Source organism: Methylobacterium durans, assembly GCF_003173715.1.
GTDB classification, from domain to species: Bacteria; Pseudomonadota; Alphaproteobacteria; order Rhizobiales; family Beijerinckiaceae; genus Methylobacterium; species Methylobacterium durans.
This window is the reverse complement of the sequence record NZ_CP029550.1, coordinates 6,066,803-6,093,757: the sequence shown is the minus strand read 5'-3', so window position 1 is coordinate 6,093,757 and position 26,955 is coordinate 6,066,803. Positions and strand designations below refer to the sequence as shown.

Sequence of the window (26,955 nt, the reverse complement as noted above, 5' to 3'; positions counted from 1 at the left end):
GGGGACGGGCGCGGAGCCTCCCGCTCAGATGCGAGCGGCCGCGTCGAGCCCGCGAGACAGATCGGCCAGCAGGTCTTCCTCAGCCTCGAGGCCGACCGACAGCCGGAGCAGTCCGTCCGTGATGCCGGCCGTGGCACGGGCGTCCGGATCCATCGCCGCGTGGGTCATGGTCGCCGGGTGCGCGACCAGGCTCTCGACCCCACCGAGCGACTCGGCCAGCGTGAAGACCTGCAGCGCCGTCACAAGGCGGCGCACGGCCTCGAGGCCGCCCGCAAGCTCGAAGCTCAGCATGGCACCGAAGCCCCGCTGCTGGGCCTTGGCGAGCCCGTGGCCCGGATGCGACGTCAGGCCCGGGTAGTGCACGCGTCGCACCGCCGGGTGAGCGTCGAGGAAGGCGGCGAGCGCCGCCGCGGTCTCCTGCTGGTGCTCCACCCGCACGAAGAGCGTGCGAACGCCGCGAAGCGTGAGATAGGCGTCGAGGGGCGAGCCTGTGACGCCGATCGTGTTCGCCCACGCAGCGAGGTCCTCGCCGAGCGCCGCGTCGGCGGCGATCACGGCCCCGCCGATGACGTCGGAATGGCCGTTGAGGAACTTGGTGGTGGAATGGACGACCAGATCGGCCCCGAGAGAGATCGGCTGCTGCAGCGCGGGCGACAGGAAGGTGTTGTCGACCACCGAGAGCGCGCCGGCCGCTTTCGCGAGCGCCGTCGCGCGGTGGATGTCCACCACCCGCATGAGCGGATTGCTCGGCGTCTCGATGAGCACGATTTTGGGATTCCGAGCGAGAGCGGCCGCGAGCGCGTCGTCGTCGGTCTGGTCGACGAACGTCACGCGGTACTGCCCCCGGGCCGCCCGAAGGCTGAGCAGGCGGTGCGTGCCCCCATAGCAGTCATGCGGCGCGACGAGGAGGTCGCCCGGGCAGAGACCCGACAGCGCGAGGTCGAGGGCCGCCATGCCGCTCGCGGTCATGACGGCGCGGGCACCGCCTTCGAGCTTGGCGATCGTGTCCGCGAGCTGGTCGCGCGTCGGATTGCCGAGGCGCGAGTAATCGTACGGGCCGGGCTTCTCGAACGCGGGGAACTTGTAGGTCGTCGACAGATGGATCGGAGCGATGACGGCCCCGAAGGCTGTGTCCTGCGCCACGCCGTTGGTTGCGGCGATGGTGCGTGCGGCTCGCCCTTCTGACATCGGATCATCCTCTCTTCCGCAGCCGTCAGGCCACCGGTCTAAGCCCGTGATCTGCGCGATCGTTCGTTAAAGAGAACGTTGCGAGCTTGCAACCGAACAATCCGCGGCTCCCGGCACCCGCCTCGCGCAGGATGCGGCGAAGGCGTCGATGATCCTTCACGGCCTCTTGATGCTGACGCGTTCAATGCCGGGCTCATGGGCCAAGCATCTTGCCTTAGGCAATGAGCTCGCGCAGATTGACAGTCCAACAAGCGTAGAACTGCGGCCGGCCTTGTAAGGCGCAGGCTGTGGGGAGGACAAATTGCTGACGAGCCGCGTCCTCGCTCTGGTGGCGCTCGCCCTCACTCCTGCGCTCGCAATACAAGGATACAACGAATACGCGCTGCGCGCCGACAGGGATGAAGCTGTTCGGACCGATGCACTCGCGACGGCCCGGGTTGTTGCCGGGGATCTCGATCAGCTCTCCGAGAGCATCCGCCAGACGCTCGACATCGTCGCCGAGGCGCCCGCCATCCGGCAGCGCGATCCCCAGGCCTGTACCGAGTTCCTCCACCGCATCATCGACAAGCTGCCGCAGATCATCCTCGTCGCGGTCACCGAGACGAACGGCCGCCTGCTCTGCAACAGCCTCGGCTCCGCACCGGGCGCCTACTCGGTCTCCGACCGCGACTACCACCAGCGCGTCCTGACGACCGAGGAGTTCGCGATGGGCGGGTTCGCGCAAGGGGTGGCGACCGAGCGCGAGTCCGTCCACTTCGCGCAGCCCCTGCGGGACGACGATGCTCGGGTGGTCGGCGTGCTCGTCGCCAGCATCGATCTCTCGTGGTTGTCCGAACGGCTCCGTCATCTGGTGCCCCAATCCAGCACGTCCCTGACCGTCGCCGACCGGAACGGCGTCGTTCTCGTGCGCCGCCCGGATCAGGACGTCTGGGTCGGTCGCCCCCTGCCGCCGGAGCGCCTGGCGCGCCTGGCCCGCGATCAGGAGGCGGCACGGATCGTGACCGGGCTCGACGGCCGCGAGCGGGTCGTCGGCGTGGTGCATCCGAAGGGCGTTCTGGAGGGCCTCACCGTCGTGATCGGGCGGGATCGGGCCCTGGCCTTCGCGGATGTCGATGCTGCCACGTATCGCGGCATCGTGCTGATCCTGCTCGGAGCCGTGCTCTCGGGCGCGGGCGCGTTGATCGGGGGGCGCGCCTTCATCCGCTGGCCCATGCACCGCCTCCTGCGGACCGTGGCCGCATGGCGCGCAGGCGATCTCCGGGCCCGCACGGGCATCGTCGGCACCTCGGAATTCGGCCAGCTGGGCGAGGCGTTCGACGCGATGGCCAAGTCGGTCGAGGCCAGCCAGGACGATCTCCGGGCGGAGCTCGCCCGCAGCCGCAGCTTGCAGGATCAGCAGACGACGATGCTGCATGAGCTGAACCACCGCGTGAAGAACACGCTCGCGACCGTGCAGGCCCTCGCCCGGCAATCGCGCGGCGGCGAGGAGGATGTGGCGCAGTTCGAGTCCCGTCTCCTCGCCCTGTCGAAGACGCACGACCTCCTGACGCGCGATGACTGGAGCGGGGCCTCGCTGCGCGAAGTCCTCGAGAACGAGCTCGACCCCTATCGCAGCAGCCTCGATCAAGTCGTGCTGGAGGGCCCGTCGGTCATTCTTGCGCCGCGTTATGTCCTGGCGATCGGCATGATGGCCCACGAGTTGACGACGAATGCCGCGAAATACGGGGCGCTGAGCATACCGGCGGGGCGGGTATGCGTCGCGTGGAGCGTTGCGGCCCGTGGCGACGGGGAGAAGCGGCTCCGCCTGACGTGGCAGGAGAGCGGCGGCCCGCACGTGGCCCCGCCGAAGCGGCGCGGATTCGGCACCCGCCTGATCACCGGCGCGATCAAGCGCGAGCTCGACGGCGAGATCGACATGGCCTTCGATGCGGGCGGGGTGCGCCTGACCCTCGATGTCCCCATCGAGCAGGCGGCACCGGGAATCGTGGCGGCCCTGTCGCTGGGCCGGGCCCGGTGAAGCCGCGGCCTGCGCCGTGACGTCGAGCGGCGGCTCGGTCAGATCAAGCGCTGCCGAGAGAGCTCGTTCTTGAGGTAGGCGTAGAAGATCGGCGCCGCGATGAGGCCCGGGATCCCGAAGACCGCCTCCATGCACAGCATGGCGACCAGCAACTCCCAGGCGCGGGCATGGATGTGACCGCCCATCACCCTGGCATTCACGAAGTACTCGAGCTTGTGAATGACGACGAGGAACGCGAGCGAGCCTGCCGCCAGAGCCGGCGAGACGCTCAGGCTGACCAGAACGATCACCGTGTTCGAGATCAGGTTCCCGATGACGGGGAGGAGGCCCGCGACGAAGGTCAGCCCGACCATGGTCTTGGTGAACGGGAGCGGGAAGCCCATCCAGGGCACGGCCACGAGCAGGTACAGGGCTGTGAGCGCGGTGTTGAGGGCCGAGATGCGCACCTGGGCGAACACGACGCTGCGAAAGGCTGCGGCGAGCAGGCGAACCCGGGTCGTCAGGGCCTGGACGAGCGGCCCGCGCTCTCCCGTCCCGGTCTCGCGGCTCACCGCGACCAAGCCGCCGATCACGAGGCCGAACAGGATGTGGATCAGGGCCCGCCAGACATCCTGTCCGATCGAGCGCAACTGCCCGGCATGGTCCCGCAGCCACGCCACGCTCGCGTTCTTGAGCTCGGTCGATTCCTCGGGAACGACGTCGAGGGCCCAGGGAGGAAGGTGCGAGCGCAGGGTTTCGATCACCTCGGCCATCTTGCGCAGGAGCAGCGAGAGATTGTCCGAGCCGCTGGACAAAAGGGCGACGAGGCCGAGGATGGCGGCCCCGACCAGGGCGGCGATGACGGCCGCCAGAAGAGCGACGACGATGACCTTGGCCGTGTGGTGCTGGACGAGCGTGCCGGACCGGTTGGGAGCCAGCGCGTGCACGAGTTCGTAGACTAGCAATCCTGCCAAGAGGGAGCCGAGCAGATGAAACTGCAGGATGCCCAGCAAGGCCAAGCCGGCCAGGACCTGCGTGGCGACCTCCAGGCGCGTGGAGGCGCCGGGGCGCGCCGGGATGCGAGCCTGTCGGTGATCTGGTGCAGGATCCAGCATCGGATCGCCTCGGTCGCTGCGCTCTGAGGACGTTACTCGCATCCGCTGGAAATGCGCAGAGCCGGCATCCGCGATGCCCAGGGGACACGACCGGATCGGTGATGCCGGAGCGTTCGGAGGCTTTGCCTTCACCGGCCTGACGCGCTCGAATGGCCCGACGGATCGCCTCGGTCGCGGTTGCGCTTCCGGAGGGAGCCTGTCCCAATGCGCGCCGGCCTGCGGCGTCCGACGGATGCGCGCGGGAGCGGGATCTGGCGGAGCGGAAGGGCGCTGCGATGGCCCGGATTTCCTATCGAACCGTCACGGTCGACGGCCTGTCCGTCTTCTACCGGGAGGCCGGCCCGCGCGACGCCCCGCCCCTCCTGCTCCTGCACGGGTTCCCGTCGTCCTCGCGCATGTACGAGCCTCTGCTCCGGCGGCTGGGGGATGCGCACCGGCTGATCGCGCCCGACCTCATCGGGTTCGGCCACAGCGACGCGCCCGATCCCGCGTCCTTCGCCTACACCTTCGATCGTCTGAGCGACGTGGTCGACGGCTTCACCGGCGCCCTCGGCCTGCGCCGCTACGGCCTCTTCCTGCAGGATTACGGCGGCCCGGTGGGGTTCCGGCTCGCGCTGGCGCATCCGGAGCGCGTCGCGGCCATCGTCATCCAGAACGCCGTGGCCCACGAGGAGGGGCTCGGACCCCTCTGGGACACCCGGCGCGCCTTCTGGGCCGACCGGAGGGCCCACGAGGCGGACCTGCGCGAGAATTTCCTGTCGCTCGCGGCGACGCGGCAGCGGCACCTGGGGCACGACCCCGACACGAGCGCGTACGACCCCGACCTGTGGACGGACGAGTTCGCCTTCCTGAGCCGGCCCGGCCAGGCCGACATCCAGACCGAACTCTTCTACGATTACCGGACGAACGTCGCGCGCTACCCCTCGTGGCAGGCCTGGCTCCGCCGGCACCGGCCGCCGCTCCTCGTCCTCTGGGGGCGCCACGACCCCTCGTTCCGGGCCGAGGCGGCCGAGGCCTACCGGCGCGACGTGCCCGATGCGGAGGTCCACCTCCTCGAGGCCGGCCATTTCGCGCTGGACGTGAAGGCGGACGAGATCGCGGACCTCACCCGGGATTTCCTCCGCCGCCGGGCCGGGCGGCCCTGAGCGGCCGGGTCTCACCGCGCGGGTGAGGGCAGGGGCGGTGTGCTGGCCGGCGGCCGACGCAGCCGGGTCGCCTGCTCGAACGCGTAGGCGAGCCCGAGAAGCCTGCCCTCGCTCCAGGGCCGGCCGAGCAGGTCCAGGCCGACCGGCACGCCGAGCGGCGCCGTCTCGCCCGGCGCCGAGAAGCCCGCCGGCACGTCGATGGCCGGGAAGCCCGTCAGGCCGGCCACGATTCCGTTGCGGTCCGCTTGGTTCAGCTCGCCGATCGGCACCACCAGCCGCTTCTGCAGGGGATAGACCAGGGCATCGAGGCGCTCGGCGTCGAACAGGGCGGCGACATGCGCCTTGAAGGCGGCGATCCGCTCCAGCCGCGCCCGGTATTCCGGCTCCGCCATGCCGTCCTGGCGCGCCTCGGCCCCGGCGAAGAACTTTTCGAGGGCTGCCTTGTGGTACTGGCCCGAGGCGATGATCCCGGCGAGGTCCCGGTGCGGCGCGTTCGGGATCGTGGCCAGGTACTGGTTGAACAGCGCCTTGAACTCGTAGGTCTGGACGTCGTTCTCGGCGTTGAGGCGGTTGGCCTCGAACGCCGGATCCTCGATCGTGACCAGGGTCGCGCCGGCCGCCTCAAGGGCGTCCAGGGCCTGCTGCATCACGCGGTTGACCTCCGCGTGCTCGGGCTTCGTCCCGAACAGAGCCTTGACGACGCCGAGGCGCGCGCCCTTCAGCGCGTCGGGCTTCAGGAAGGCGGCGTAGCTCTCCGGCACCTTGCCCGCCGACGGTGCGGTGAGCGGATCGTCCGGGTCGGGGCCGGCCATCGCCTGCAGGAGGGCCGCCGCGTCGGCGACGGTGCGGGTGATGGGGCCGATCGCATCCTGCGTCTTCGAGACCGGCATGATGCCGCTCAGGCTGATCAGCCCCTGCGTCGCGCGCAAGCCCACGAGGTTGTTGGCGGAGGCCGGCGACCGGATCGAGTTCACGGTGTCGCTGCCCGTCCCGGCGAGCGCGAGGTTCGCCGCCACGGCGGCCCCGGTGCCGCCGCTCGATCCGCCGGGCGTGCGCGTCAGGTCGTAGGGGTTGCGCACCTGGCCGCCGAGCGAGCTGACCGAGACGCCGCCCTGCGCGAATTCCTGCAGGTTCGCCTTGGCGAGGACGAGGGCGCCGGCCGCGCGCAGCTTGGCCACGGCGAACGCGTCCTGCGCCGGTTGCGCGCCGGCGAGGGAGGCCGAGCCGCCGGTCGTCGGCAGCTCGGCGGTGTTGTAATTGTCCTTGAGGACCAGCGGCACGCAGGCGAGCGGCGCGGAGGCGCGCCGGTCGGAGTCGCGGTCGAACGCCTCGGCCTGACGGAGCGCCTGCTGGTTCACCGCGCGGATCGCGGCGAGCTTCGGGCCGGCCTGGTCGTAGGCCGCGATCCGGTCGAGGTAGGTCTGCACGAGCGTGCGGCAGCTGATCCGACCGGCCGTCAGGGCCTCGTGAACGCCGGCGATCGTCGCCTCCTCGACGGCGAAGCGCTCCTGCGCCTGCGCGGGGAGGCCGAGGGCGGCGAGCACGACGAGTGCGGCGCGGGTGGAGGTGGGTCTGAACATGGATCCTGCCGGTTGCAGAGAGGGCCGTCGCCCCAGGCATAGGTTGGGCCAACGCGCGCCGAAGGCGGCCGGGTCCGAGCGATCACGACCGCGCGTCCGAGCGATCACGATCGTGCACCGCGGACGTTGATCGCGATCATCGCCCGGAGGATTGCGGCGGGCGGCGGCGATCTTCCACGCCACGCCGCCGCCGCGCGCGGGACGCTCCATCGATCGACAGGTCTTTGGAAGCACATTCCGCCCGTCCCCGCCTATGATCCTGCAATCGACGGGGCAGCGCCACGGAGTTGCGGCATGACATCAAGCGAGACGCTCCGGATATGCAGTCCAGGCGCGGTGCGGACCGCGTCGTTCACCTGTGCGTGCGGCGGCCGAACGGGGATGGCACGCGGTTCTGCAGGCAGGGATGACGACGATGTCGGTTCGACACGACGCGATTGATCGCCGCGACAGGCCGGGACCCGCCTGGGCGGCCGGCGCCTGGGCCCGCGTCGGCGCGCACGACCGCGCCGCCCGCGCGGCCGCCCTCGACGACGGGCTCCTGGCCGAGGAGGTGGATCAGATCCTCGCCGGCCGCAGGATCGTCGAGGCCTTCCCGGTCGAGCGGGGCGAGAGCCCGCCGACCTACGCGACGCGCGCCGTCGCGGAGATGATGGCCGCCTATCTCGCCTAGGCCCCGATGCGGACGGTCCGTGGCCGTCCGGACGCGTCGTGCGGCCCTCCGACCATCCAGCCTCTCACGCGGAGCGTTCGGGCATGCGGCTCAGGCTCTCGATGACCCGCCGGCTCCGCCTCTCTATGGCCCACCGGCTCCGCCTCTCTGTGGCCCACCGGCTCCGCCTCACGGCCGCCGGCCTCCTCGCGCTCCTCGGCACCGGCACGGCCGGCCTGGCCGCGGCCCGGCCGGACCTGCCCGAGGACGTGCCGCAGCGGGTCGAGCCCCTGTCCGGGGCTTCCCCCGCTGCGCGATGGGCCTCCGACGGGGACGCGGCGGCGACCGAGGCCTGGCTGGATCTCGGGCCGGACGGGCGCGACCTGCACCTGACGGGCGACCTGACCGAAGGCGTCGCGGACCGGGTCGCCGCCCTGCTCGGCGCCCATCCCGGCGTGGTGCGGATCCACCTCACCAGCGACGGCGGCCTCGTCGGGGAGGCGCTGGCCCTCGGCGCCGTCGTCGCCGCCCACGGCCTCGCCACCCACGTGGCGGACATCTGCGCCTCGGCCTGCACCCTCGTCTACGTGCGCGGCCGCGGGCGCTCCCTCGCGGCCGGCGCCCGGCTCGGCTTCCACGGCCCCTACGAGGTCGGCCTCTTCGATGCGGCCCGGCCGGTCGACGCGGCGCCGGAGCGCACGGCCTACCTGAACGCGGGCCTCACCCCGGATTTCGTGGCGCGGGCCCTCGCGATCCGCGCCGCGGACATGTGGATGCCCGAGCCGGGCCTGCTGCGCGCGGCCGGCGTCGTCACGGAGGTCGTCGCGGCCGACCGCTTCGCCGCCAGCCTCCCGGACCGGGCCGCGCGGCGCCCGGGGCGTCAGGCGCGGGTGCCCTGACGGGGCGGCCGGATTCCCGGGCCCGGGGATCCGGCAACCCCTCCGACGGAGCTCAGGCCGGCACCTGATCGACGGAGGCGGGCTCGACCTCGTCGACGTGGTTTCGCTCGTGCCGGAAGCGCGACAGGGCCTCGTAGGTCTTCAGCCGCGCCCGCATCAGCGAGCCGAGCGGCCGGTGCGCGGCGAGGCTGTGGGCGGGGCGGAAGGCGAGCACGTCGTCGGCGTAGCGGCGCCGCGCCTCCGAATACCCGTCCTGCGCCGGCAGGATGAGGCGGGCGACCGTCCGGTAGGGGCTTTCCGCCTCGTCCCAGCGCTGCGAGGCGTCCTCGACCGGCATCGCGTCGAGGTCGAGGCAGAGCTGCACCCGGATCTCGAATGTGGCCGCCTCGCCCTTCAGGAAGGACAGCACCGCGTGGCGGAACGCGTCCGGATCGTCGCCGGGGTCCAGCGTCTTTCCGGCGAGGGCGCCCTGCGCGGCGCCGGCCGGGAAGGCCGCGATCTTGGCGACGTGGTCGCCGTAGCGGAGCGCGGCCTGCGAGTAGTACGGCTCGGCCAGCGGGTGCAGCGGCGCGTGGCCGAAGAAGTCGAGGAGCGGCGCGCTCGTGCCGGTCACGCCCTTGACCACGCTGTCGAGGGCGCGCGCCGTGCGCGAGACGGCGGCCTTGAGGCCCTCCGGCGCGCCGGTGCCCGCCTCGAGCTGCTTCATGCTGCCGAGGAAGCCCTTGGCATCCGGGTTGGGGAAGACCGGGCCGGTGGCGAGGACGAAGTCCTGCGTCGGCGCCCCGTGGCCGGGCAGCTTCTCGCCCTCGACGTCGAAGACCTTGATGGCCATGCCGCGGTGCGTCGAGACGCTGTCCTTGAGGTATTCGCCGGGCCCTTGCGCGAAGCGGACCACGACGGGGTGGGTCCCCGGCTCGGCGAACAAGCCCTGGCGGAGCTCGGCGGGAAGGCCGGGCAGGATCTCCAGGGTGCCGACCGCGACGCCGCTCACCTTGGCGTGCGAGGCGCGGACCGCGTGCCCGTAGCGGTCGGCCGTCTTCTCGCTCTCGCGGGTCATCGAGGCGATGATCTTCGCGATGGTCTCGGCCTCGTCGGGCGCGGGCGTCTCGATGCCGTCATGGTAGCGGATCGGGTGGCTGGTCTGCGTCATCGCGGCTCCTCGCGTCGGCTGTCCGGCCCTTCCGGGGTGCCGGCGCGCAGCACCGGTGCGGGCGCGCGGCACCGGTCAGCGCCTCGGCTGCGGAAGGTCTGTCTCGTCAATGGGTTGGGAGAGGCTCGGTTGAGCCCGAGCCGCTCTGGTGCAATCGCCCCGGACCCGATGTGTTCCCGGCCGGCGCGCCGGCCGACCGGATCACGAAACCGAGAGCCCCTCGGGCGGGGGGGCTCCGGCCGGTTCCGGCACCGGCCGGCGCAGGCTTGCCGGGGAACATCCGGGGAAGAGCCTCGGTTGGCCGCTGCAACCGGAGGCTTCATGTCCGACACCCAACGCCGCCCGTTCGCCGTCGTCACCGGCGGCTCGAACGGCATCGGCTTCGAACTAGCGAGACACTTCGTCGAGAACGGCCACGACGTGCTGATCGCCGCCGAGGATGAGGGGCACCTCACTCAAGCCGCCAGCAGGCTAACGGAAGCCGCCGGCAGGCTCTCGGCGGGCGGCGGCGCGGTGACGATTCACGCCGCCGACCTCGCGCGCGAGGACGGCGTCGCGGGCCTCTACGCGGCGATCCGCGCGGCCGGCCGGCCCGTCGACGCCCTCTGCGTGAATGCCGGCACCGGCCTCGGCGGCCCCTTCGCCGAGACCGACCTCGCGCGGGAGCTGCGGATGATCGACCTCAACGTGCGGGGCGCCGTGCAACTCACGAAGCTCGTGCTGCGGGACATGGTGGCGCGGGATGCCGGCAAGATCCTGTTCACCTCCTCGATCTCGGCCGCCATGCCGGACCCGTACGAGGCGGTCTACGGCGCCACCAAGGTGTTCCTGCGCTGGTTCGGCGAGGCCCTGCGCGACGAACTCCGCGACACCGGCATCGGCGTGAGCGTGCTGATGCCGGGCGTGACGGAGACGAACTTCTTCAACCGTGCCGGGATGCTCGACACCAAGGTCGGCGCCTCGGAGGGCAAGGACGACCCGGCCCTCGTCGCGGAGGCGGCCTTCGAGGCGATGCAGGCGGGCCGGGACAAGGTGGTGCCGACCCTGAAGAACAAGGTTCTGAGCGCCGTCACCGACGCGCTGCCGGACAAGGTCGCGGCGCAGATCCACCGCCGGATGGCCGAGCCCGGCTCGGCCGGGTGACGCCGCGCGCCCCGGCCGCACGCTCCGGCCGGATGCCCGGTTCCGGGCCCGCACCGACGCGGACCGGCCCCGGGCGCATGACGGAATCCCGATTCCCAGACCGACGAGAGACATCATGGTTCGCTTCGCACTCCCCATCCTGCTGACGCTCGGCGCCGCTTCCCCCGGCTCGATCCAGTCCGCCGCGGCGCAATCCGGCCCAGCCGGCCGTGGGCCGGCCGTCCTGCAGGGGAATTCCGGCCGGGGGCCGGCGCTCCTCCTGCACGGGAATTATTGCGGGCCGGGGAACAATGGGCCGCTCGCCCCGATCGACGCGCTCGACGCGGCCTGCGCGCGCCACGACGCCTGCACGCCGGACACCGGGATGGCGTCGCGCGCCTGCAATGCGCGCCTGCAGCGGGAGGCCGAGACGATCTCGCGGGATCCGCGCCAGCCCGACGACCTGCGCGCCCTCGCGGGGCTCGTCGCGGTGGGCGCGGAGATGCTGCCCTCGGACACGCGGCTGGCGGAGGCACCGGTCGTCGCGGCGCCCCGCACGGCCCTGCGCGCGGCGCCGGCCGGCCCCACCCTGCGCGTGGCTCCGGCCAGCCCCGCCCTGCCGGACGTCGCGGACGAGCCCCTCGACCCCGACGCGTCCGACGCCTCCGACGACGAATGACACGCCCCGGGCCGGCGCCGCCTGCGCCGGCTCGCGGGCACGGGACCCTCCGGCCAGGGCGGCGGCTCCGCCGCGACAGCGATCCGAGAGATCCCGGCCCCCTCCGAAACCAGCATGCGCACCCCACGAAGGCAGGATCCGACATGCCCTACATCGAAGCCCAGGACGGTACGCGGCTGTTCTACAAGGATTGGGGGAGCGGCCGGCCGGTCGTCCTCATCCACGGATGGCCGCTCGACGCCGACATGTGGGAGTACCAGCAGCCGGCCCTGACCGAGGCGGGCTTCCGCACGATCGCCTACGACCGGCGCGGCTTCGGGCGCTCCGACCAGCCCTGGGCGGGCTACGATTACGACACCTTCGCGGACGATCTGAAGGCGGTGCTCGACGCCCTCGACCTGCAGGACGTTGCCCTTGTCGGCTTCTCGATGGGCGGCGGCGAGGTCGCCCGCTACCTGTCGCGTCACGGCAGCGCGCGCGTCTCGAAGGCCGTGCTCGTCTCCGCCGTGACGCCCATGCTCGTGAAGAATGCTGACCATCCGGAGGGGGTCGACGAGAGCGTGTTCACCGGCATGATCGACGGCCTCCGGGCGGACCGGCCGCACTTCCTCGCCCAATTCGCCAAGACCTTCTTCGGGGCCGGCGTGTTCTCCGCGCCGTCCTCGACTGAGCTGATGGCGTGGACCGGCGAGGTCGCCATGCTGGCCTCGCCGAAGGCCACGGTCGATTGCGTGCGGGCCTTCGGCTGGACCGATTTCCGCGGCGACATGGCGGCCTTCCGGGTGCCGACCCTGGTGATCCACGGCGACGACGACCAGACCGTGCCCTTCGCGGTGAGCGGCAAGGCCGCCGCGGCGGCGATCCCCGGCGCGCAGCTCGCGGTCTACGAGGGCGCCCCGCACGCGGTGCCGTTCACGCATGCCGAGCGCCTGACCGACGATCTGCTCGCCTTCCTGCGGAGCTGAGCGACGCCCCCGACGGGTCAGTACTGCACGGTCGCCCGGACGCCGAGCACGGCGGCGTTGCGCACGCGCCGCCCGGCCGGGTCGTAGGGGTTGGCGATGCCGCCGCCGGGCCGGAGGATGTACTGGACGTCGGGCTGCACGGTGAAGCCCGGCACGACGACGGCCTGGTAGGTCGCCTCGATCACCGTCTCCGCCCGGCGCACGGGCCCCGGCACGCCCGCGTAGAGGTTCGCGTCCCGGTCCGCCCGGCGCGCCGCCGCGCTGACATGCGCGTAGGCGACGCTGAGGCCGAGCGTGTCGCTCTCCCGCCCCGGGAACAGGCCCCGGTAGGCGAGGCCACCGTCGAGGTAAGTGTAGATCAGGCTGCTGCGCGTCGGGGAGAGGGAGGCGCGCACGAAGGCGCTCAGGCCCTCGTCCTCCTTACCGGGCTCCCGGTAGAGCGTCTGGTCGAGGATTCCGTAGAGGCCGGCATTGCCGCGCAGGCGCCGCCCGATCCCGGTCGAGGCCGGGTCGGCCAGCGGGCGGCCCGCGCTGTCGAGGCGCAGATCCTCGAACCGCCCGAAATTCTGCCAGCCGCCGAGGGTCACGGTGCCGGGCAGCGTCGCCGGGTCGTTGTCCGTGTTGTAGGCGTAGGCGGCTTCCGCGACGACGAGGGCCGGATCGTGCGTGCGGAAATTCGTGCCGCTGCGGTCGAGCCGCTGCGGCTCGGGGTCCGGGCCGGGCCGGTTCGCGCCGGCCGGATCGCCGTCGAACAGCCCGACCTGCAGGGAGAGCTTGTCGTCCGGCGTGTATTTGGCCCGCACCGCCGGCGTGGCGAGCGGGTAGGCCGGCCCGCCGCTCGGCAGGTTGAGGCCGGTGATGGCCGGCCAGCCGAAGGTCGAGTTCACGAACAGCGTCGCGGTCTGGCTGACGATGAACTCGGTATCGGCCGCGAGCTGCCCGGCGCGGAGCGCGAGCTTGCCGTCGAGGAGGCGCTGGTCGAACCACAGCACGTAGAGACGCGTCGCGGGCAGGGCCTCGATCACGCTCGTCGTCATGAGGTTGCCGACGAAGTAGCGCGACAGGCCGGTGCCGTGGATGAAGTAGGCGTTGGCGTGGATCGTCCCGCCCTCCCAGCCGACGAGCCGCTCAAGGTTCAGGTTGAGGCGCAGGTTCAGGCGATCCTCGGCGATCGCGCCCCGGCGCAGGCCGCCGACCGGGTTGCCGAGGGCGTCGGCGACGTAGGTCAGGCTGTACTCGATGCCCCACGCCTTCAGCACGGGCCGCAGCCCGAGCGGGTCTCCGAGGGGCCGAGGGAGGGCTCGACCGAGCTGACGTAGCCGCCCGAGGCCTGGCTCGTCGTCTCGGGCTGTGCGATGGCGGTGCGCGGGTCGTCGCCCGCGCCGCGGAAGCGCGGGAAGGCCAGCTGCTGCGCCTGGGGCGAGGCCCCGAAAATGCAGAGGCCGGCCGCCAGCGCGGCGCCGGCGGCCCGGCGGAAGAGGCGCCCCGTCTGTCCGGTCGCGGCGGGGATGCGGGCGGTCAACGCGGTCTCCGGTTCGCCGGGGGTCGCACGCGCCCCGCTCGCGCCAGTATCGCCGAGGCCGCCGCCGAGGGCGAGAGCTGCCCTTGTCACCACCCGAATCCCGGCCTTCGCCCGCGGGTGGGTTGCCAAGCTTGACCATATGGTCCAGTCTCTACCTAAGTAGTAGGCACGATTCCCCCCGGACCGGGAGACTAGATGCTGATCAATCACGAGCGACGCCTCCTCAGGCAGGCTGCAGAGGCAGACGACCGTCAGATCTCGATCAAGCAAAAGCCGGACAGAACTTGGCCCGGCGACCACAGCAGACTCCTCGCCCTCGAAAGCCGGGGCGATCTACGCTCCGTCGGCCTCGAATCCGGTGGCGCCTTCGCGACTTGGCGGATCACCGAGACCGGCCTCAGCGCCCTGGAGCGCCTGTCGGGCCTGGGCGCCTGATGGCCTCGATCAAGGTGCGCCTCACCGCAGACGGGCGCTTCGCCGTCTTCCGCAACGGCACCGCCCTCTGCTCGGGGCTGACCCGCCCGCAGGCCGAGCGCCTGGCCGCGGTGCTCCGCTGGGTCCAGCCGGCTCCGTAGGCGCCCGGACCACCCGCATCCCGCGTTAACCTGGGTGATGGCGCGCCGCGTCCGATCCGCGAGACTGTGATTCGTGCCCGCAGGCGCGAGGAGCCGTGCGCCATGCCCCCGGAAGCATCCCCGGCCGCCCCCGCCTGCGCCTTCATGCGGGAACTCCTGCGCCTCCTCGACGGGAGCGGCAAGAGCGGCAGCAAGAGCGGCGCCGACCACCTCTTCCTCAGCCTCCTGATGCTGGAACTGCGCGCCCTGACCTGCGGGGCGCCGGACGCCACCCTGCAGGCGATCGGGACCGCCCGCACCACGGCGGGCTTCGCGAGCCTCGGCGGCCTCTCCGGCATCGCCCGGCCCGCCTGAGCGGGCTTTCCTGCAGCGCCCGGCCCGCCTGAGCCGGATCGTCCGCTTCGGCACGGACCGGGGCGAGCGCCGCCCGTCCCGTCCTGTCAACGGACCGAGGTCTCGGACCTTGGTCCGAACCGCGCCGGACGAAAGGCCGTTTCGGGATGTCCTCACCGATGCCAGTCGTGGTCCGGGGCCGGACTTGACGCGGCGCGATCGGCGCCGCCTTCGGCCGGATTCGACGGTGCAGGGGGGAGAGAACGATGGGCCTCGACGATCTGGTCGGCGCGGACGACAGCCTGGTCTATGCCCTGTACGACGGCCTGCTCGGGCGGGCGCCGGACGCGGGCGGCCTCCAGTTCTGGCTGGGGCATGTCAGCGGCCTCGATTCGATCCACGACATCGCCGAGAAGCTCCTGAAAACCACCGAGGGCAGGGGCCGCCACGACGGCCTCGACGACCGCAGCTTCGTCAACAAACTGTACGAGGACAACCTGCACCGGGCCGGCGACGACGGCGGCGTGGCCTACTGGGCCGGCCAGCTGAGCCACGGCGCCTCGCGGGAGGACGTGGCGCTCGGCTTCGTCCTGTCGAACGAGCATCTCGCCCAGCTCCGGGGCGCGTTCGAGGCCGGCGACGTGGCGCGGCTCTATTACGGCCTCCTGAACCGCGCCCCCGATGCGGGCGGGCTGCACCATTTCCGGGACGCGATCGAGCACGGCGCCTCGCTGCACGACGTGGCGCAGGCCTTCCTCGGCTCGGCCGAGTACCAGGGCCGCGCGGCCGGCCTCGGCAACGCGGCCTACGTCGAGGACCTGTTCGAGCACGCCCTCGGGCGCTCCGCCGATGCGGGCGGGGCGCGCTACTGGCAGGATCAGCTCGAGCACGGCGTCTCCCGCGCCGCGGTGGCCGCCGCCATCACCGATTCGGGCGAGGCGCACCACCACCTCGCGGCCGGCGTCGAGCAGGCCTGGCACATCTGAGCCGGGCCGCCGGACGGGGCGCGGTCCTCAGGCCGGCGGCTTCTGCTGCAGGACGGCGAGGATCGCGTCGCGCAGCTCCGCGCCCCGCGCGCCGGTCTCGCCGAGGCGGGTCAGCGCCACCGCGATGCCCGCCGCGATCGCGGTGGCGCGGACGCCCGAATTCAGGCGCCGCGCGATCAGATCGATCACCGCGTCGGCCACCTCCTCCACTTCCGTGATCGCCCGCTCGTCCATGCCGCGCCTCCGGGATCGGGCCGGCACCGGCTCCCCGGTGCGGCCGGGGCAGGGTAGGGCGGGCCGGCCCGGACGGGCAAGCGGGCGGCGCCCGCCCGTGCTAGGGTCAAGCTCGAGCGACGGGGCGCCCGGTCCGTCCTCCCTTCCGAGCCGTCCCGATGGTCCCGCCCGCCACTGAACCGCACCGCGAGCGCGCCGCCCCGGCGGACGGCGCGGACGGCTTCGCCCTCGTCGCGGTGATCTGGATGATCGGCCTGATCGGGCTGATGCTCGTCACCTACATCGCGACGGCCCGCTACCGGGCGATCGAGGCGCGCGCCGCCGCGCAGCTCGCCCGCGCCGAGGCCGGGGCCGAGGGCGCCGTGGCGATCGCGATCCTCGATCTCCTGGCCGGCCTGCCCGGCGGGGAGCGGATGGCCGCCCGCTTCGGCCCGGAGGGCGCCCCGCGCCTCTGCAGCCTGGAGGACGGCACCACGCTCGCCGTCTCGGTCGTCAACGAGAGCGGCAAGGTCGACCTCAACACGGCCGCGCCCGAGCTCGTCGCCGCCCTCCTGCGGGGCGCCGGGCCCGAGACGGGGGCCGCCGCGCGGAGCCTCCTGCGCCTGCGCGAGGCCGCGGCACGGGGCCGGGAGCAGCAGGCGCAGGCGGACCGACCGGCCGTGAACGGCCCGCAGGCCGCCTCCGGCCGCCCGGAGGCGCCCGTGCTGTTCCGCTCGGTGATGGAGCTCGCCCGGGTGCCGGGCGTCGACCGGCCCCTGTTCGAGACGCTCCTGCCCATGGTCACGGTCCATACCGGGAGCCCAGGCCTCAACGCCCAGGTCGCCGCGACCGCGACCCTGCGGGCCGTCTCCGGCGCGCGGAGCCGCGCCGAGGCCGAGCGCGCGAACGTGCCCTTCTTCCTCGCGCAGGCGCCGGGGCGGGTCTTCCTGATCCGCGGCGAGGCGGTGACGCGCACCGGCGCCCGCGTCGCCCGCGAGGCGATCGTCGAGGTCACGCCGGCCCTCCGGCGGGCTACAGCATCCGGGAATGGCGCGAGGGCGGGCCCGCGCCGGCGCCGGTGGGACCCGGCGGGCGGGTCCCGTGCTGAGCGCGGCGCCCGAGGCCGGCGCCCTCCTCGTCCTCCTGCTGCTGGCCGCCACGGCGGCGGCGGTCGACATCCGGGCGATGATCATCCCGGACGCGGTCAACCTGATGATCCTCGTCACGGGGCTGTCCGCGAGCCTCCTTCTCGGCACGGTCGAGCCCGCCTCGGCGCTCGCCGGCGCGCTCCTCGGCGGCGGCCTGCTCCTCGGGGTGCGGGCCGCGTTCCGGTCGCGCCGGGGCTATCACGGCCTCGGCCTCGGCGACGTCAAGTTCGTCGCCGCCGCCGGCACCTGGACCGGGCTCGAAGGGCTCGCGCCCATGCTCCTCGCGGCGAGCCTGACGGCGCTCGCCTACATGGGCACCCGGCGCCTCCTCGATCCCGGCTTCGACACCGGCCGCCGCATCCCGTTCGGGCCCTTCCTGGCGCTCGGCACCGCCGCCGTCGCCGCCCTGCAGATCGGCAGCGGGACGAGCGTCCTCGACCTCATCGACCGGGCGCTCGGCTGAGGGGAGCAGCCCGGCACGGGCCCCGCAGCCGCGGGGGCGCGGGCTCACGAGCCCGGCAGGCGGAAGGAGAGGTCGAGGGGCTCGATGCGGCCGCCGAGATCGAGGTTCGCCCGGAGCTGGACGAGCTCCGGCAGCCGGGTCGCGTCGGTCCAGTCGTCGTACCACGCCGCCGGGCGGTCCTCGGCGAGCGCGCCGAAATAGCGGAAGCGGGCCGCGGCGACGCGGGCGATCAGGGGCTCGCGCGCCACCTGGTCGGGCAGCAGCGCCTCGCCGACGGCGAGGGGGGCGACGTCGAACAGGATCGAGCCCGTCCGTGCGTCCCGGTCGCGGCCGTTGAAGCCGACCGTCACGGCGAGGAGCCCCGCGGGCTGCACGTCGCCCCGGCTCGCCGTCACGAAGGTGAGGCGGTCGGGCCGCCCCTCGAACAGGACCGGCCCGGGGCCCGTCGGCGTCACCGTGCGGATCGGGGCGGCCGCGGCGAGCCAGCCACCGAGGGCGCCGCTGCCCGCGACCGTCCGGGCGAGGACGTCCCGGCCCTGGCCGGCCTGCGCGATCCGGCGCCCGAAGCTGAAGACGTTGGCGGCAAGGCCCAGGGTGAGGGCGAGGAGGAGGAGCGCGACGAGCGCCTCGGCGATCACGAATCCCTGCTGCCGGCGGCTGGGGGCACTCATCGCCGCCCCTCCCGGTCGAGGACGATCGAGCGCAGGGTGAGCGAGCGCCCGCCGCGCTCCGGCGGCTCGGCCACCGTCACCGCCACGCGGTAGCCGGCGGCGCTCCGGTCCTGGCCGAGCGGCACGCGGGCGTAGCGGCCGATCTCGGCCTGCCACAGGTAGCCGTTCGGCAGCACGCCTCCGGTCGTCCCCGGGCGGAGCGGGTAGTCGATGCCGGCCGCCGCGAGCCGGCCCTTGGCGAGGGCGCTGCCGAGCGTGAGGAAGGCGGCCTGGTGGTCGCCCCGGATCGCCACCGCGAGGGCGGCGAGGATCGCGGACAGGAACAGGGTCAGGATCGCGAAGGCGGCCAGGAACTCGAGCAGCGTGAAGCCGCCCTCGGCCGGGCGCGCCTCCTCAGCGGCCGGCGGCACGGTTCGCGACCTCGCTGAAGACCTGCCCCGTCGCCCACACGACGTCGAGCCGCCCCTCCGCGGCGCCGAGGCGCAGGCGGATCCGCCCGCCCGTCGAGCGGCCGCTCGGGAAGAAGCGGATGCGGCCGGAGGAGCCCGCCCGCTCGGCCGGGTCCGCGACCTGAAGCGAGATCTCGGTGCGCGGGTCGAGGGCGCCCTGCGGCACCGCCGGGGAGGCGAAGCGGCGGTGCTCCACGTCGAGGACGAGGCCGAGGGGCTCGTTGCGCATCATCGCGGCCGCCCGGGTGGTCCGCAGGGCCGCGGCGAGCCGGCCGAGATCGGCCCGCAGCTGCAGCTCGGCCGGCGGGCGCCGCAGGAGGGGCGCGGCGAGCAGCGCGATTCCGGCCACGATCGCGACGGCGACCAGGATCTCGATCAGGCTGAAGCCCGCCTCCGGCGACCGTCCGGGGCGGGGGGCCGTCATTGCAGGGCGAGGTCGTTGATCGAGAGGATCGCGCTCATCACCGAGAGGATCACGGCCGCGATCATCCCGGAGACGAGCACGGTCACGGTGGGCGTCAGGATGGCGAGGAGGCGCGCGGTCTGGGTCTGGTCCTGCCGCTCCAGGATCAGGGCCGCGCGCAGGAGCATGTCGCGCAGGCGCCCGCTCTCCTCGCCGACCGTGATCATGTGGCGGGCGGCGAGCGGCAGGGCGCCGGCCCGCTCCATCGCCGCGCCGATCGTGGAGCCCGCCCGCACGTCGGTGACCGTCGTCTCCAGCTGCCCCCGGGTGAAGCTGTTGTGCACGAGGGCGCAGGCGGTCTGGAGCGCCTGGAGGGGCGCGACGCCCGCCTTGATCAGGGTCGCGAAGGTGCGGGTGAAGCGGGCGGCCTCGCGGGTCTCCGCGATGCGCCCCGTGACCGGCAGCGCGAGGAGCAGGCAGTCGAGGCGGCGCCGGAAGCCGGGGCTGCGCCGGGCGAGGATCAGGGCGAGGCCGAGGGCGCCGAGGAGGCCGGCGACGAGCCCGAGGATCGTGCCCGACCGCTCCCGCAGCCCGTCGAGGACGGCGAGGATGCCGGGCAGTTCCAGGCCGCTCTCGCGGAAGATCGGCGTCACGGCGGGCACGAGGAGGCCGAGCACGATCCAGAGCGAGACGGCGGCGAGCCCGACGAGGAGGGTCGGGTAGGCGAGCGCCGAGCGGACCCGGGCGCGGATCTCGACCCGGCGGTCGAGGAGGTCGGCGAGGTCCTGCATGGCGGCGCCGAGATCGGCGCTGACGTCGCCCGCCTGCACGATGCGCACGTAATCGGGCCGGAAGGCGTCCGGCATCCCCTCCATCACCTCGCCGAGGGAGACGCCCCGCAGGATGCCCTCCCGCATCCGCAGGGCGAGGTCGCGCATGCGCCGGTCCTCGGCGGTGGCCGAGGCGATGCGCAGGGCGGCGTCGAGGGGCACGTCCGCCTGCAGGAGCACGGCGAGGTCGCGGGCGAGCCGGGCCAGCGCCGCGTCGGCGGCCTTGCCCCCGGCATCTCCAGGCGGATGTCCTTGAACAGGAGGTCGAAGGCCCCGGCCTCGCGCACCGAGAACGGCGTCGGCCCGCGCGCCTGGACGAGGGCGCGCGCCTCGTCCGCGCTGCCGGCCTCGATCTCCCCGACCACGAGGTTGCCCGCCCCGTCGAACGCCTCGAAGCGGTACTTCATGCGGGCGGGGCCTCGATCCCGCTCGTGACGCGCAGCACCTCCTCGACCGCGGTCAGGCCCTGCCACGCCTTGACGATCCCGTCCTCGTAGAGGGAGCGGACGCCGGAGCGCCGCGCCAGCGCCTCGATCTCGGTGCCGGAGGCGCGGCGCAGCACGGCGTCGCGCAGGGTGGTGTCGACGGGCATCAGCTCGGCGATGGAGAGCTGGCCCGAGAATCCCGTGCCCTGGCAGGCCTCGCAGCCGACCGGCCGGCGCAGGGCCGGGCCCCCGAGCCGCGAGACGGCGGGCACCCGTTCGGACAGGTGGACGGCCAGCACGTCCGCGTCCGGTTGGGGCGCGGCGCAGGCCGGGCAGAGACGCCGGACGAGCCGCTGCGCCAGGATGCCCCGCACGGTCGAGCCGAGCAGGAAGTGCTCGATGCCCATGTCGATCAGGCGCGTGATGGTCTCGGCGGCGCTGTTGGTGTGGAGGGTCGAGAAGACGAGGTGGCCGGTGAGCGAGGCCTGCACGGCGATGCGCGCCGTCTCCTCGTCGCGGATCTCGCCGATCATGATCATGTCGGGGTGGTGGCGCAGGATCGAGCGCAGGATCGCCGGGAAGTCGAGGCCGATACCCTCCTGGGTCTGGACCTGGCTGATCCCGGCGAGCTGGTACTCGATCGGGTCCTCGACGGTGAAGATCTTGGCGGTCGGGCGGTTCACGTGCCGCAGCATCGTGTAGAGCGTCGTGGTCTTGCCGCTGCCGGTGGGGCCGGTGACGAGGATGATCCCGTTCGGCTCGGCCGCGAGCCGGTGCATGGTCTCGATCTGATCGGCGTCGAAGCCGAGGCTCGCGAAATCGAGGGTGACGCGGCTGCGGTCGAGGACGCGCATCGTCACCGCCTCGCCGTCGATGGTCGGGATCGTCGCGATGCGGAAATCGACCTCGTGGCCGCGCACCGGGATCTTGATGCGGCCGTCCTGGGGCAGGCGGCGCTCGGCGATGTCGAGGCGGGCCAGGATCTTCACGCGGGAGACGATGGCCGGCGAGAGCCGGGCCGGCGCCTCGTCCACGACCCGCAGCACCCCGTCGACCCGGTAGCGGACGCGCAAGGAGCCGGGCGTCGGCTCGATGTAGATGTCGGAGGCGCCCGCATCGACGCCGCCCGCGATGATCTGGTCGAGGAGGCGGATGACAGGCGCCTCGCTCGCGCTGTCGCGCAGGCGCTGCAGATCGGTGTCGCTGTGGTCGGCGTCGAGCGCCCCGGCGGGCTCGGCCGCCTCCGGGCCGGCATAGAGCTGGGCGGCGAGGCGCTCGAAATCGGCGGGCGCGATGATCTCGACCCGCAGGGGCGCGTCGACGACGAGGCCGACCGATTCGAGGGGCAGCCGGTCGAACGGGTCGACCACCGCGAGCGTCAGCGCGCCGCCCTCCAGGCGCACGGGCAGGACCCGGTTCTCGGTGACGAAGCGGGCCGGCAGGGCGTCGGGCAGCAGGCGCTCGGGGAGGCCCTCGGCCGGGACGTGGAGCGGCAGGCCGAGGAAGCGGGCGAGGCCCGCGGCGAGCGCCGGCTCCGACAGGAGGCCGAGCTTCGTCAGCACCGCGTCGAAGCGGTCGCCCGAGAGGGCGGCGGCGCGGCGCGCCCGCTCGACGGCCGCCCGGTCGAGGAGGCCCTCCTGCGCCAGGAAGGCGCCGAAGCGCTCCGCGAAGGCGGGGGCGGCGGGATCGAGGCCGAGGAGCGAGGGCCGAACCTGTTCCATCCCGCTTGGCCCCGCTCACTCGATGCTGCGCTTGACGTTCGTCATCAGGCGCTGGACGGGGTCGCGGGTCGGCATGACGCTGCGGACGCGGTTGCGGTACTCGTCGGTGACCGCCGCCGCCTCGTTGAGGTCGCGCACGACGCGGGGCGTCAGCATGATGATGAGCTCGGTCTTCTCGACGAGGTTCTGCTTCTCCTTGAAGGCGTTGCCGATGATCGGCAGGTCGCCGAGCACCGGCACCCGCGTCTCCCCGATCGTGGTCCGGTCCTGGATCAGGCCGCCGAGCGTGATGCTCTCGCCGTTGTTGACGACGACCGTGGTGCGCACCTTGCGCCGGCCGAAGGAGGGCGAGTCGATGTTCGAGGAGGTGGTGCGCTGGACCGTCGAGACCTCCTGCTCGATGTCGAGGAGCACGCGGCCGGACTCGCTCACCCGCGGCGTCACGGAGAGGATCACGCCGGTATCCTTGTAGGCGATCGAGTTCACCACCGGCGCGCCCGGGGTCAGGATGCTCTGGGCCGACTGGGTCTGGATCGGCACTTGGTCGCCGATCTGCAGGACGGCGGTGCGCCGGTCGAGCACCATCAGGCTCGGGGAGGCGAGGACGTCGACGCGGGTGACGTCGTTCAGCGCGTTCAGCGTGATCTGGCCCCCGCCGCCCTGGCCACGAAGGAGAAGCCGGGGAAGGCCGAGCCGACCGCCCCGCTCAGGAGGTCCGAGAAGGTGCCCGAGCGCGTGCCGCCCCGGTTCTGGAAGAACCAGCGCACGCCGAGGCGCAGGTCGTCGTTGAGCTGGACCTCGGCGATGGTGGCCTCGATCAGAACTTGGTTCGGCAGCACGTCGAGATTGGCGAGCACCCGCTCGACCCGCCGGTAATCGCTCTCGGCGGCGAGGATCAGGAGGGCGTTCTGCGAGGGGTCGGCGACGATCTTGATGCGGGGCTCGCCGTTGTCGCCCGCGCCGATCCCGGCCGAGCGGTAGCTCCCGTTCTCGTCGACCCGGGGCAGCGGCCCGTCGAGGAAGCGCTCGGAGGAGGTGAGGCCCGTGCCCCCCGCCCCGAAGCCGCCGCCGACCGCGATGCCGCCTCCGCCGAAGGCGCCGCCGCCGAACTGGGAGCCTCCGCCCACCGAGAAGCCGCCGCCCGGGCCCCCGTCGCCGCCGAACCCGCTGCCATTGCCGTTGCCGTTGCCGACGGGCGCCCCGTTGCCCGGCCCGTCGCCGAGCCCGGTGCGGCCGCTGCGGGCGGAGCGGACCTCGCGGGAGCCTGTCTCGTCGGAGAACATCGCGTTCAGGACGTCGACCACGTCCTTCGCCTGCCGGTTGCGCAGGACGTAGGTGAAGAACTCCTTGCGGCGGCCCGAGGCGACGCCGTCGAGATTGCGGATCCAGGACTTGGCGCTGAGCAGGTACTCGGGCTGCTTCGAGATCACGAGCACGGATTTCAGGCGCTTGTTCGGGATGAACTGCACCATCCCGCTCATCGCGCCCTCGCCGCTGGTGGCGAAGGCCTTGCTCAGGTTCTCGACGACCTCCTCCGGGTCGAGGGAGCGCACCGGCACGAGGGCGAAGGACATGCCCTTCATGTAGTTCACGTCGAAGACGGCGGCCGCCTCCCGCATCGCGGCGATCTCCTGGTCGGTGCCGGACAGGAGCAGCGCGTTGCGCGAGGGGTCGATCCGCACGACGCCCCCGTAGGAGGCGATCGGCTCGAGGAGCCGCTTCATCTCGGCGGCCGCCACGAAGCGCAGGGGCAGGACCTTCACGGAATTGCCGACGCCCGCGGGGCCGCGGTCGGCCATCCCGACCCGGCCGCCCGCCGTCGCCTGCTCGATCGGCACGACGCGCACGATGTTGCCGCTGCGGGCGAGCGCGCCGCCGACGTTGCGCAGCGCCGACTCGAACAGCTCCACCGCGCCCGCCTTCGAGACGGCATGCGTGGTCTGGAGCGTGACCTTGCCCTCGAGCTTCGGGTCGATCGTGTAGTTCGTGCCGACGATGTCGCCGAGGACCGCGGCCGCGGCCTCCTGGATGCTCGCATCGACGAGGTTGAGGGTATGGGTCCCGGAGGCGGCCTCCGCGGGCGCGCGGGCGGGCTTCGGCTCGCCGTAGAACTTGCCCGAGCCGATGCCGACGCGGACCCGGTCGGGCGCGCCGGGGGCGGTGGGATCCTGCGCGCGCGCGCTCGCGCCCGCCCGGCGCTTGCCGTCGTCGGGAAGGGCCGGGGCGGGCTCGCGCCCGTTCCAGTCCGGCACCTCGCCCCGGGGCGCCGCCGCGGCGGGCGCGACCGCGAGACCCGCGAGAACAATCCCGCTGAGGATAAGGGTCAGGAGAGAGTTCGGAAGTCGGGCCGGCGGACGGGGAGCAAGGCGCCTCAGTCGACGCAAATGGCGGCCCGCCACAAGTTCTGGCAGAAACATCTCACTGCCCGCCCCCGGCCCCCTCACTTGTGCGGGCGGAGGAAGAGGAGCACTTCCTGACCGTCGCATGACAGGTTCACGTTTTCGGCGGTGACGGTCAATACTTTCCACCCATCAGCGGTTGATTTTCCCTCGCTGATCCACCACCCGCGGTCGCCCTTGTGCCTGCGGAGCAACACCTTCCGGCCGGAGGCGGAAATCAGCACGCCGCCCATCGTATAGTTCGGTACGGGTCGCGGCGCGGCGGGCGGCGGCGGAGGGGGGCCTCGACCGCCTGAGCCACCAGGACCGGCGCCTTCGCGGAGGGGCGCGTGCGGGTCGGCGAGAAGACGGGCTTCGCGATGAGCATCTCGGCCGGGTTCGCCTCGCCCGCGGCGTGCAGATCGGGCAGGGCGGGCGCCGACGCGCCGGCGCGCGGAGCCTCGGCCCCGCTCGCGGCGAGCGGGCCCGTCAGGCCGGCCCAGGCCAGCCAGAGCGAGCCCGCGAGCGCGGGCGCGCCGCAGCCCAGAATCAGCGCCCAGGACAGGGTGGGCCGCAGGGCGAGCGCGGGCCCGAGGGAGAGCGCCGATCCCGGGGCGAGCGCGGGCCCCGGGGGAGCGGGAATCTCAGCTGCGTGGCCATCCCGTCACTCCGTAGACTTCGACGCTCGCCTGCACCGCGTCCTCGCCGAGCTCCTCGGAGCCCGCGGCGGAGAGCTGCGCGCGGCGGATGAACAGGAAGGCCGGCCCGCGCTCCAGGCTCGACAGCAGCGCGGCGACGCGTTGGTCGCCCGCCTGGAACTCGATGCGGGCGCCGACGATCCGGCGCCCCATCGCCTCCCGCTCCGGCAGGCTCGCCACCGAGGTGAAGCTGACGCCGTGGCTCTCGGCGATCTCGCGCAGGCGCAGGAGCAGGTCCGCCTGCAGCAGGCTCTCGGTCTCGCCCTGGACGAAGCGGTGGGCCACGTCCCGGAGCGTGGCCGGATCCTGCCCGGCGAGCGCCGCATCGCGGGCGATGGCGGAGCGGGCCTGCTCCAGCCGCGGTCCCATCCGGGCGATCGCCTCCTGCTGCTCGGAGAGCAGGCCGAGGGCGGGCGTCAGGAGGAGGCCGCCGACGAGGGCGAGGGCGAGGGCGTTGCAGCCGAGGAAGGCGGCGAAGCGCAGGGTGGATCCGGCTCTCATGGTGTGAGGATCTCCTCGGGGAGGCGGGTCTGGCGGAAGGTGGCGCGGAGGGCGAAGCGCTCGCGGGCGCGGGCCTTGTCGAACACGATCGGGCCGGAGAGCGTGGGGTTCTGCAGCAGGTGCGAGCCCTGCAGCCGGGCGATCAGCTCGGCCGCCGCCTCGCTGTAGCCGGACAGCTCCACGCCGGCGCCCGTCACCTGGATCTCGGTCAGGTAGGTCGTGGCCGGCAACAGCCGCGCCAGCTCCTCCCACACCGCCACCACGCCCGGCGCCTCCCGCAGCCGCGCCAGCTCGCCCGCCGCGCCGATCAGCCCGTAGACGCTGCGCAGCCGCTCGGCCGAGCCCCGCGCCGGCGCGTCCATCGCCGCCATCTGCGCCTCGAGCGCGCCGATCAGCGCCGCCTGCCGCCCGGCCAGCCCGCAGAAGCCGGTCAGCGCCAGCGCCAGGCAGGCCGCGCCGAGGCCGAGCGCGGCCCGCCCCGCCGCGGGGCCGGGCCGGGCCTGCGCCGCCCCGAACGGCAGCACCGGGCCGCCGGCCTCCGCGTCCTCCGGGCTGGCGCCATCCTCCGGGCCGGCGCCACCCTCCGGGCCGGCGACACCCTCCAGGCTGGCGATCGCGGCGCGCGCCAGCCCGAGCCGGGCCAGCGTCCGGTCGAGGAGGCTGGCCGGCACCACGAGGTAGTGCACCCGCACCCGCTCGGGGCCGTTCGGCGCCACCGCGCAGGCCAGCGCGATGTCCTCCGGCCGCAGCGGCGTCTTGCGGAGGATCTCGGCCCGCACGATCGCCTCGGCCTGCGCCAGCGCCCGCCGCGGCAGGCTCAAGGAGCGCCCGACCGCGTGCGGCAGCGCCAGGCTCAGCGGCACCGCCCGGCCGCCGGCCGCGGCCGCCGCCCGGGCCCGGGCCCGGTCGAGCCGGGCCGGGGCGTACTCGGCCCAGGTGATGCGCTCGGCGTGGAGCTCGGCCCGGGGCGTGCGCAGGCTGAGGCCGAGCCCCTCCGCGTCGGGCCGCAGGCGCAGGCGCAAGGGGGCGGGGGCGGGGCCGCGGGGGTGCCGGCGGCGGGGCGCAGGGCGGACAGGCCCGCCTGCAGCTCGGCCCGCCACCAGCCGGCCAGCGCCGCGAGCGGGGCGGCGAGCCGCGCCCGGCGCCCG

The 26,955-nt window shown here is 73.5% G+C and carries 28 protein-coding genes and 1 pseudogene; 12 read left to right on the top strand and 17 right to left on the bottom strand.

Going from position 1 to position 26,955, the window contains the following annotated elements; translation table 11 throughout:
• Window positions 1-24: 24 nt before the first annotated feature.
• Window positions 25-1,188 (bottom strand): cystathionine gamma-synthase, encoded by a 1,164-nt coding sequence (metB, locus tag DK389_RS28560; RefSeq protein ID WP_109894844.1) that lies wholly within the window; start codon window positions 1,186-1,188, stop codon window positions 25-27.
• 301 nt (window positions 1,189-1,489) lie between these two features.
• Between metB and DK389_RS28555 the strand changes: the two genes are divergently transcribed.
• Entirely contained in the window at window positions 1,490-3,205 is a 1,716-nt protein-coding gene (locus DK389_RS28555) for a sensor histidine kinase (protein WP_109894842.1), read from the top strand.
• Window positions 3,206-3,243: 38 nt separating this feature from the next.
• Here DK389_RS28555 and DK389_RS28550 read toward each other — a convergent pair whose 3' ends face one another.
• On the bottom strand, window positions 3,244-4,299 hold the full coding sequence (locus DK389_RS28550) for an AI-2E family transporter (protein WP_109894840.1): 1,056 nt from the start codon (window positions 4,297-4,299) through the stop codon (window positions 3,244-3,246).
• A gap of 275 nt (window positions 4,300-4,574) precedes the next feature.
• Between DK389_RS28550 and DK389_RS28545 the strand changes: the two genes are divergently transcribed.
• On the top strand, window positions 4,575-5,444 hold the full coding sequence (locus DK389_RS28545; RefSeq protein ID WP_109896930.1) for an alpha/beta fold hydrolase: 870 nt from the start codon (window positions 4,575-4,577) through the stop codon (window positions 5,442-5,444).
• 11 nt (window positions 5,445-5,455) lie between these two features.
• Here the strand turns inward: DK389_RS28545 and DK389_RS28540 are convergent, their stop codons facing one another.
• Entirely contained in the window at window positions 5,456-7,024 is a 1,569-nt protein-coding gene (locus DK389_RS28540) for an amidase family protein (RefSeq protein ID WP_109894838.1), read from the bottom strand.
• 415 nt (window positions 7,025-7,439) lie between these two features.
• Between DK389_RS28540 and DK389_RS28535 the strand changes: the two genes are divergently transcribed.
• Window positions 7,440-7,697: a hypothetical protein gene (locus tag DK389_RS28535; RefSeq protein WP_162560924.1), complete on the top strand. Its 258-nt coding sequence runs from the start codon at window positions 7,440-7,442 to the stop codon at window positions 7,695-7,697.
• A gap of 83 nt (window positions 7,698-7,780) precedes the next feature.
• Window positions 7,781-8,575 carry a hypothetical protein gene (locus DK389_RS28530; protein ID WP_109894834.1) on the top strand — a complete coding sequence of 265 codons (795 nt, stop codon included), beginning with the start codon at window positions 7,781-7,783 and terminating at the stop codon, window positions 8,573-8,575.
• A 52-nt stretch (window positions 8,576-8,627) separates the two neighbouring features.
• Here DK389_RS28530 and DK389_RS28525 read toward each other — a convergent pair whose 3' ends face one another.
• Window positions 8,628-9,725 (bottom strand): catalase family protein, encoded by a 1,098-nt coding sequence (locus DK389_RS28525; protein ID WP_109894832.1) that lies wholly within the window; start codon window positions 9,723-9,725, stop codon window positions 8,628-8,630.
• Between the two features lie 321 nt (window positions 9,726-10,046).
• Between DK389_RS28525 and DK389_RS28520 the strand changes: the two genes are divergently transcribed.
• The 3 genes from DK389_RS28520 to DK389_RS28510 all read left to right on the top strand — a co-directional run bounded on the left by DK389_RS28520 (window position 10,047) and on the right by DK389_RS28510 (window position 12,491).
• Window positions 10,047-10,868: an SDR family NAD(P)-dependent oxidoreductase gene (locus tag DK389_RS28520; protein ID WP_109894830.1), complete on the top strand. Its 822-nt coding sequence runs from the start codon at window positions 10,047-10,049 to the stop codon at window positions 10,866-10,868.
• A gap of 115 nt (window positions 10,869-10,983) precedes the next feature.
• Complete coding sequence (locus DK389_RS28515) at window positions 10,984-11,526, top strand: hypothetical protein (RefSeq protein WP_109894828.1); 543 nt, start codon at window positions 10,984-10,986, stop codon at window positions 11,524-11,526.
• A 143-nt stretch (window positions 11,527-11,669) separates the two neighbouring features.
• A complete protein-coding gene (locus tag DK389_RS28510; protein WP_109894826.1) occupies window positions 11,670-12,491 on the top strand; it encodes an alpha/beta fold hydrolase in 822 nt (273 codons plus the stop codon).
• Window positions 12,492-12,508: 17 nt separating this feature from the next.
• Here the strand turns inward: DK389_RS28510 and DK389_RS28505 are convergent.
• Window positions 12,509-13,926 (bottom strand): annotated as a pseudogene (locus DK389_RS28505) (carbohydrate porin).
• Window positions 13,927-14,208: 282 nt separating this feature from the next.
• Between DK389_RS28505 and DK389_RS28500 the strand changes: the two are divergent.
• The 4 genes from DK389_RS28500 to DK389_RS28490 all read left to right on the top strand — a co-directional run bounded on the left by DK389_RS28500 (window position 14,209) and on the right by DK389_RS28490 (window position 15,907).
• Window positions 14,209-14,448 carry a hypothetical protein gene (locus DK389_RS28500; protein WP_109894824.1) on the top strand — a complete coding sequence of 80 codons (240 nt, stop codon included), beginning with the start codon at window positions 14,209-14,211 and terminating at the stop codon, window positions 14,446-14,448.
• On the top strand, window positions 14,448-14,588 hold the full coding sequence (locus DK389_RS33575; protein ID WP_194075129.1) for a hypothetical protein: 141 nt from the start codon (window positions 14,448-14,450) through the stop codon (window positions 14,586-14,588). Before DK389_RS28500 ends, DK389_RS33575 begins: the two co-directional genes overlap by 1 nt.
• Before the next feature lie 102 nt (window positions 14,589-14,690).
• Complete coding sequence (locus tag DK389_RS28495) at window positions 14,691-14,942, top strand: hypothetical protein (protein WP_109894822.1); 252 nt, start codon at window positions 14,691-14,693, stop codon at window positions 14,940-14,942.
• Window positions 14,943-15,187: 245 nt separating this feature from the next.
• Entirely contained in the window at window positions 15,188-15,907 is a 720-nt protein-coding gene (locus DK389_RS28490; RefSeq protein ID WP_109894820.1) for a DUF4214 domain-containing protein, read from the top strand.
• Between the two features lie 27 nt (window positions 15,908-15,934).
• Here the strand turns inward: DK389_RS28490 and DK389_RS28485 are convergent, their stop codons facing one another.
• The gene (locus DK389_RS28485; protein ID WP_109894818.1) at window positions 15,935-16,141 is read right to left on the bottom strand and encodes a hypothetical protein; all 207 of its coding nucleotides are present in this window, start codon (window positions 16,139-16,141) and stop codon (window positions 15,935-15,937) included.
• A 295-nt stretch (window positions 16,142-16,436) separates the two neighbouring features.
• Window positions 16,437-17,135, bottom strand: coding sequence for a hypothetical protein (locus tag DK389_RS34700; RefSeq protein WP_236960417.1), 699 nt, complete (start codon window positions 17,133-17,135; stop codon window positions 16,437-16,439).
• Between the two features lie 32 nt (window positions 17,136-17,167).
• Here DK389_RS34700 and DK389_RS28475 point away from each other — a divergent pair, with 32 nt between their 5' ends.
• Window positions 17,168-17,731, top strand: a complete 564-nt coding sequence (locus tag DK389_RS28475; protein WP_109894816.1) for a prepilin peptidase — start codon at window positions 17,168-17,170, stop codon at window positions 17,729-17,731.
• Window positions 17,732-17,775: 44 nt separating this feature from the next.
• Here the strand turns inward: DK389_RS28475 and DK389_RS28470 are convergent, their stop codons facing one another.
• The 10 genes from DK389_RS28470 to DK389_RS28430 form a co-directional block, all read right to left on the bottom strand.
• Window positions 17,776-18,402 carry a hypothetical protein gene (locus tag DK389_RS28470; protein WP_109894814.1) on the bottom strand — a complete coding sequence of 209 codons (627 nt, stop codon included), beginning with the start codon at window positions 18,400-18,402 and terminating at the stop codon, window positions 17,776-17,778.
• Window positions 18,399-18,812 (bottom strand): hypothetical protein, encoded by a 414-nt coding sequence (locus DK389_RS28465; protein WP_109894812.1) that lies wholly within the window; start codon window positions 18,810-18,812, stop codon window positions 18,399-18,401. Before DK389_RS28465 ends, DK389_RS28470 begins: the two co-directional genes overlap by 4 nt.
• Window positions 18,796-19,275: a GspH/FimT family pseudopilin gene (locus DK389_RS28460; RefSeq protein WP_109894810.1), complete on the bottom strand. Its 480-nt coding sequence runs from the start codon at window positions 19,273-19,275 to the stop codon at window positions 18,796-18,798. The genes DK389_RS28465 and DK389_RS28460 overlap by 17 nt, the downstream gene beginning before the upstream one ends.
• Window positions 19,272-20,291 (bottom strand): type II secretion system F family protein, encoded by a 1,020-nt coding sequence (locus DK389_RS28455; protein ID WP_418292083.1) that lies wholly within the window; start codon window positions 20,289-20,291, stop codon window positions 19,272-19,274. Before DK389_RS28455 ends, DK389_RS28460 begins: the two co-directional genes overlap by 4 nt.
• Before the next feature lie 196 nt (window positions 20,292-20,487).
• The gene (locus tag DK389_RS28450) at window positions 20,488-22,230 is read right to left on the bottom strand and encodes a GspE/PulE family protein (protein ID WP_109894806.1); all 1,743 of its coding nucleotides are present in this window, start codon (window positions 22,228-22,230) and stop codon (window positions 20,488-20,490) included.
• 15 nt (window positions 22,231-22,245) lie between these two features.
• Window positions 22,246-22,860, bottom strand: a complete 615-nt coding sequence (locus tag DK389_RS28445) for a type II secretion system protein GspD (RefSeq protein ID WP_418292082.1) — start codon at window positions 22,858-22,860, stop codon at window positions 22,246-22,248.
• Between the two features lie 5 nt (window positions 22,861-22,865).
• Complete coding sequence (locus DK389_RS28440; RefSeq protein WP_162560923.1) at window positions 22,866-24,482, bottom strand: secretin N-terminal domain-containing protein; 1,617 nt, start codon at window positions 24,480-24,482, stop codon at window positions 22,866-22,868.
• 188 nt (window positions 24,483-24,670) lie between these two features.
• Window positions 24,671-24,862, bottom strand: coding sequence for a hypothetical protein (locus tag DK389_RS33105; RefSeq protein WP_162560922.1), 192 nt, complete (start codon window positions 24,860-24,862; stop codon window positions 24,671-24,673).
• Window positions 24,863-25,252: 390 nt separating this feature from the next.
• A complete protein-coding gene (gspM, locus tag DK389_RS28435) occupies window positions 25,253-25,807 on the bottom strand; it encodes a type II secretion system protein GspM (RefSeq protein ID WP_109894800.1) in 555 nt (184 codons plus the stop codon).
• On the bottom strand, window positions 25,804-26,829 hold the full coding sequence (locus tag DK389_RS28430) for a PilN domain-containing protein (RefSeq protein WP_109894798.1): 1,026 nt from the start codon (window positions 26,827-26,829) through the stop codon (window positions 25,804-25,806). The genes gspM and DK389_RS28430 overlap by 4 nt, the downstream gene beginning before the upstream one ends.
• Window positions 26,830-26,955 lie beyond the last annotated feature (126 nt).

Excerpts from the sequence above, each read along its gene's own strand:
- metB (WP_109894844.1), bottom strand. The coding sequence starts at position 1,188 with ATGTCAGAAGGGCGAGCCGCACGCACCATCGCCGCAACCAACGGCGTG.
- DK389_RS28550 (WP_109894840.1), bottom strand. The coding sequence starts at position 4,299 with ATGCTGGATCCTGCACCAGATCACCGACAGGCTCGCATCCCGGCGCGC.
- DK389_RS28545 (WP_109896930.1), top strand. The coding sequence starts at position 4,575 with ATGGCCCGGATTTCCTATCGAACCGTCACGGTCGACGGCCTGTCCGTC.
- DK389_RS28540 (WP_109894838.1), bottom strand. The coding sequence starts at position 7,024 with ATGTTCAGACCCACCTCCACCCGCGCCGCACTCGTCGTGCTCGCCGCC.
- DK389_RS28535 (WP_162560924.1), top strand. The coding sequence starts at position 7,440 with ATGTCGGTTCGACACGACGCGATTGATCGCCGCGACAGGCCGGGACCC.
- DK389_RS28530 (WP_109894834.1), top strand. The coding sequence starts at position 7,781 with ATGCGGCTCAGGCTCTCGATGACCCGCCGGCTCCGCCTCTCTATGGCC.
- DK389_RS28525 (WP_109894832.1), bottom strand. The coding sequence starts at position 9,725 with ATGACGCAGACCAGCCACCCGATCCGCTACCATGACGGCATCGAGACG.
- DK389_RS28520 (WP_109894830.1), top strand. The coding sequence starts at position 10,047 with ATGTCCGACACCCAACGCCGCCCGTTCGCCGTCGTCACCGGCGGCTCG.
- DK389_RS28515 (WP_109894828.1), top strand. The coding sequence starts at position 10,984 with ATGGTTCGCTTCGCACTCCCCATCCTGCTGACGCTCGGCGCCGCTTCC.
- DK389_RS28510 (WP_109894826.1), top strand. The coding sequence starts at position 11,670 with ATGCCCTACATCGAAGCCCAGGACGGTACGCGGCTGTTCTACAAGGAT.
- DK389_RS28500 (WP_109894824.1), top strand. The coding sequence starts at position 14,209 with ATGCTGATCAATCACGAGCGACGCCTCCTCAGGCAGGCTGCAGAGGCA.
- DK389_RS33575 (WP_194075129.1), top strand. The coding sequence starts at position 14,448 with ATGGCCTCGATCAAGGTGCGCCTCACCGCAGACGGGCGCTTCGCCGTC.
- DK389_RS28495 (WP_109894822.1), top strand. The coding sequence starts at position 14,691 with ATGCCCCCGGAAGCATCCCCGGCCGCCCCCGCCTGCGCCTTCATGCGG.
- DK389_RS28490 (WP_109894820.1), top strand. The coding sequence starts at position 15,188 with ATGGGCCTCGACGATCTGGTCGGCGCGGACGACAGCCTGGTCTATGCC.
- DK389_RS28485 (WP_109894818.1), bottom strand. The coding sequence starts at position 16,141 with ATGGACGAGCGGGCGATCACGGAAGTGGAGGAGGTGGCCGACGCGGTG.
- DK389_RS28475 (WP_109894816.1), top strand. The coding sequence starts at position 17,168 with ATGGCGCGAGGGCGGGCCCGCGCCGGCGCCGGTGGGACCCGGCGGGCG.
- DK389_RS28470 (WP_109894814.1), bottom strand. The coding sequence starts at position 18,402 with ATGAGTGCCCCCAGCCGCCGGCAGCAGGGATTCGTGATCGCCGAGGCG.
- DK389_RS28460 (WP_109894810.1), bottom strand. The coding sequence starts at position 19,275 with ATGACGGCCCCCCGCCCCGGACGGTCGCCGGAGGCGGGCTTCAGCCTG.
- DK389_RS28450 (WP_109894806.1), bottom strand. The coding sequence starts at position 22,230 with ATGGAACAGGTTCGGCCCTCGCTCCTCGGCCTCGATCCCGCCGCCCCC.
- DK389_RS33105 (WP_162560922.1), bottom strand. The coding sequence starts at position 24,862 with ATGGGCGGCGTGCTGATTTCCGCCTCCGGCCGGAAGGTGTTGCTCCGC.
- gspM (WP_109894800.1), bottom strand. The coding sequence starts at position 25,807 with ATGAGAGCCGGATCCACCCTGCGCTTCGCCGCCTTCCTCGGCTGCAAC.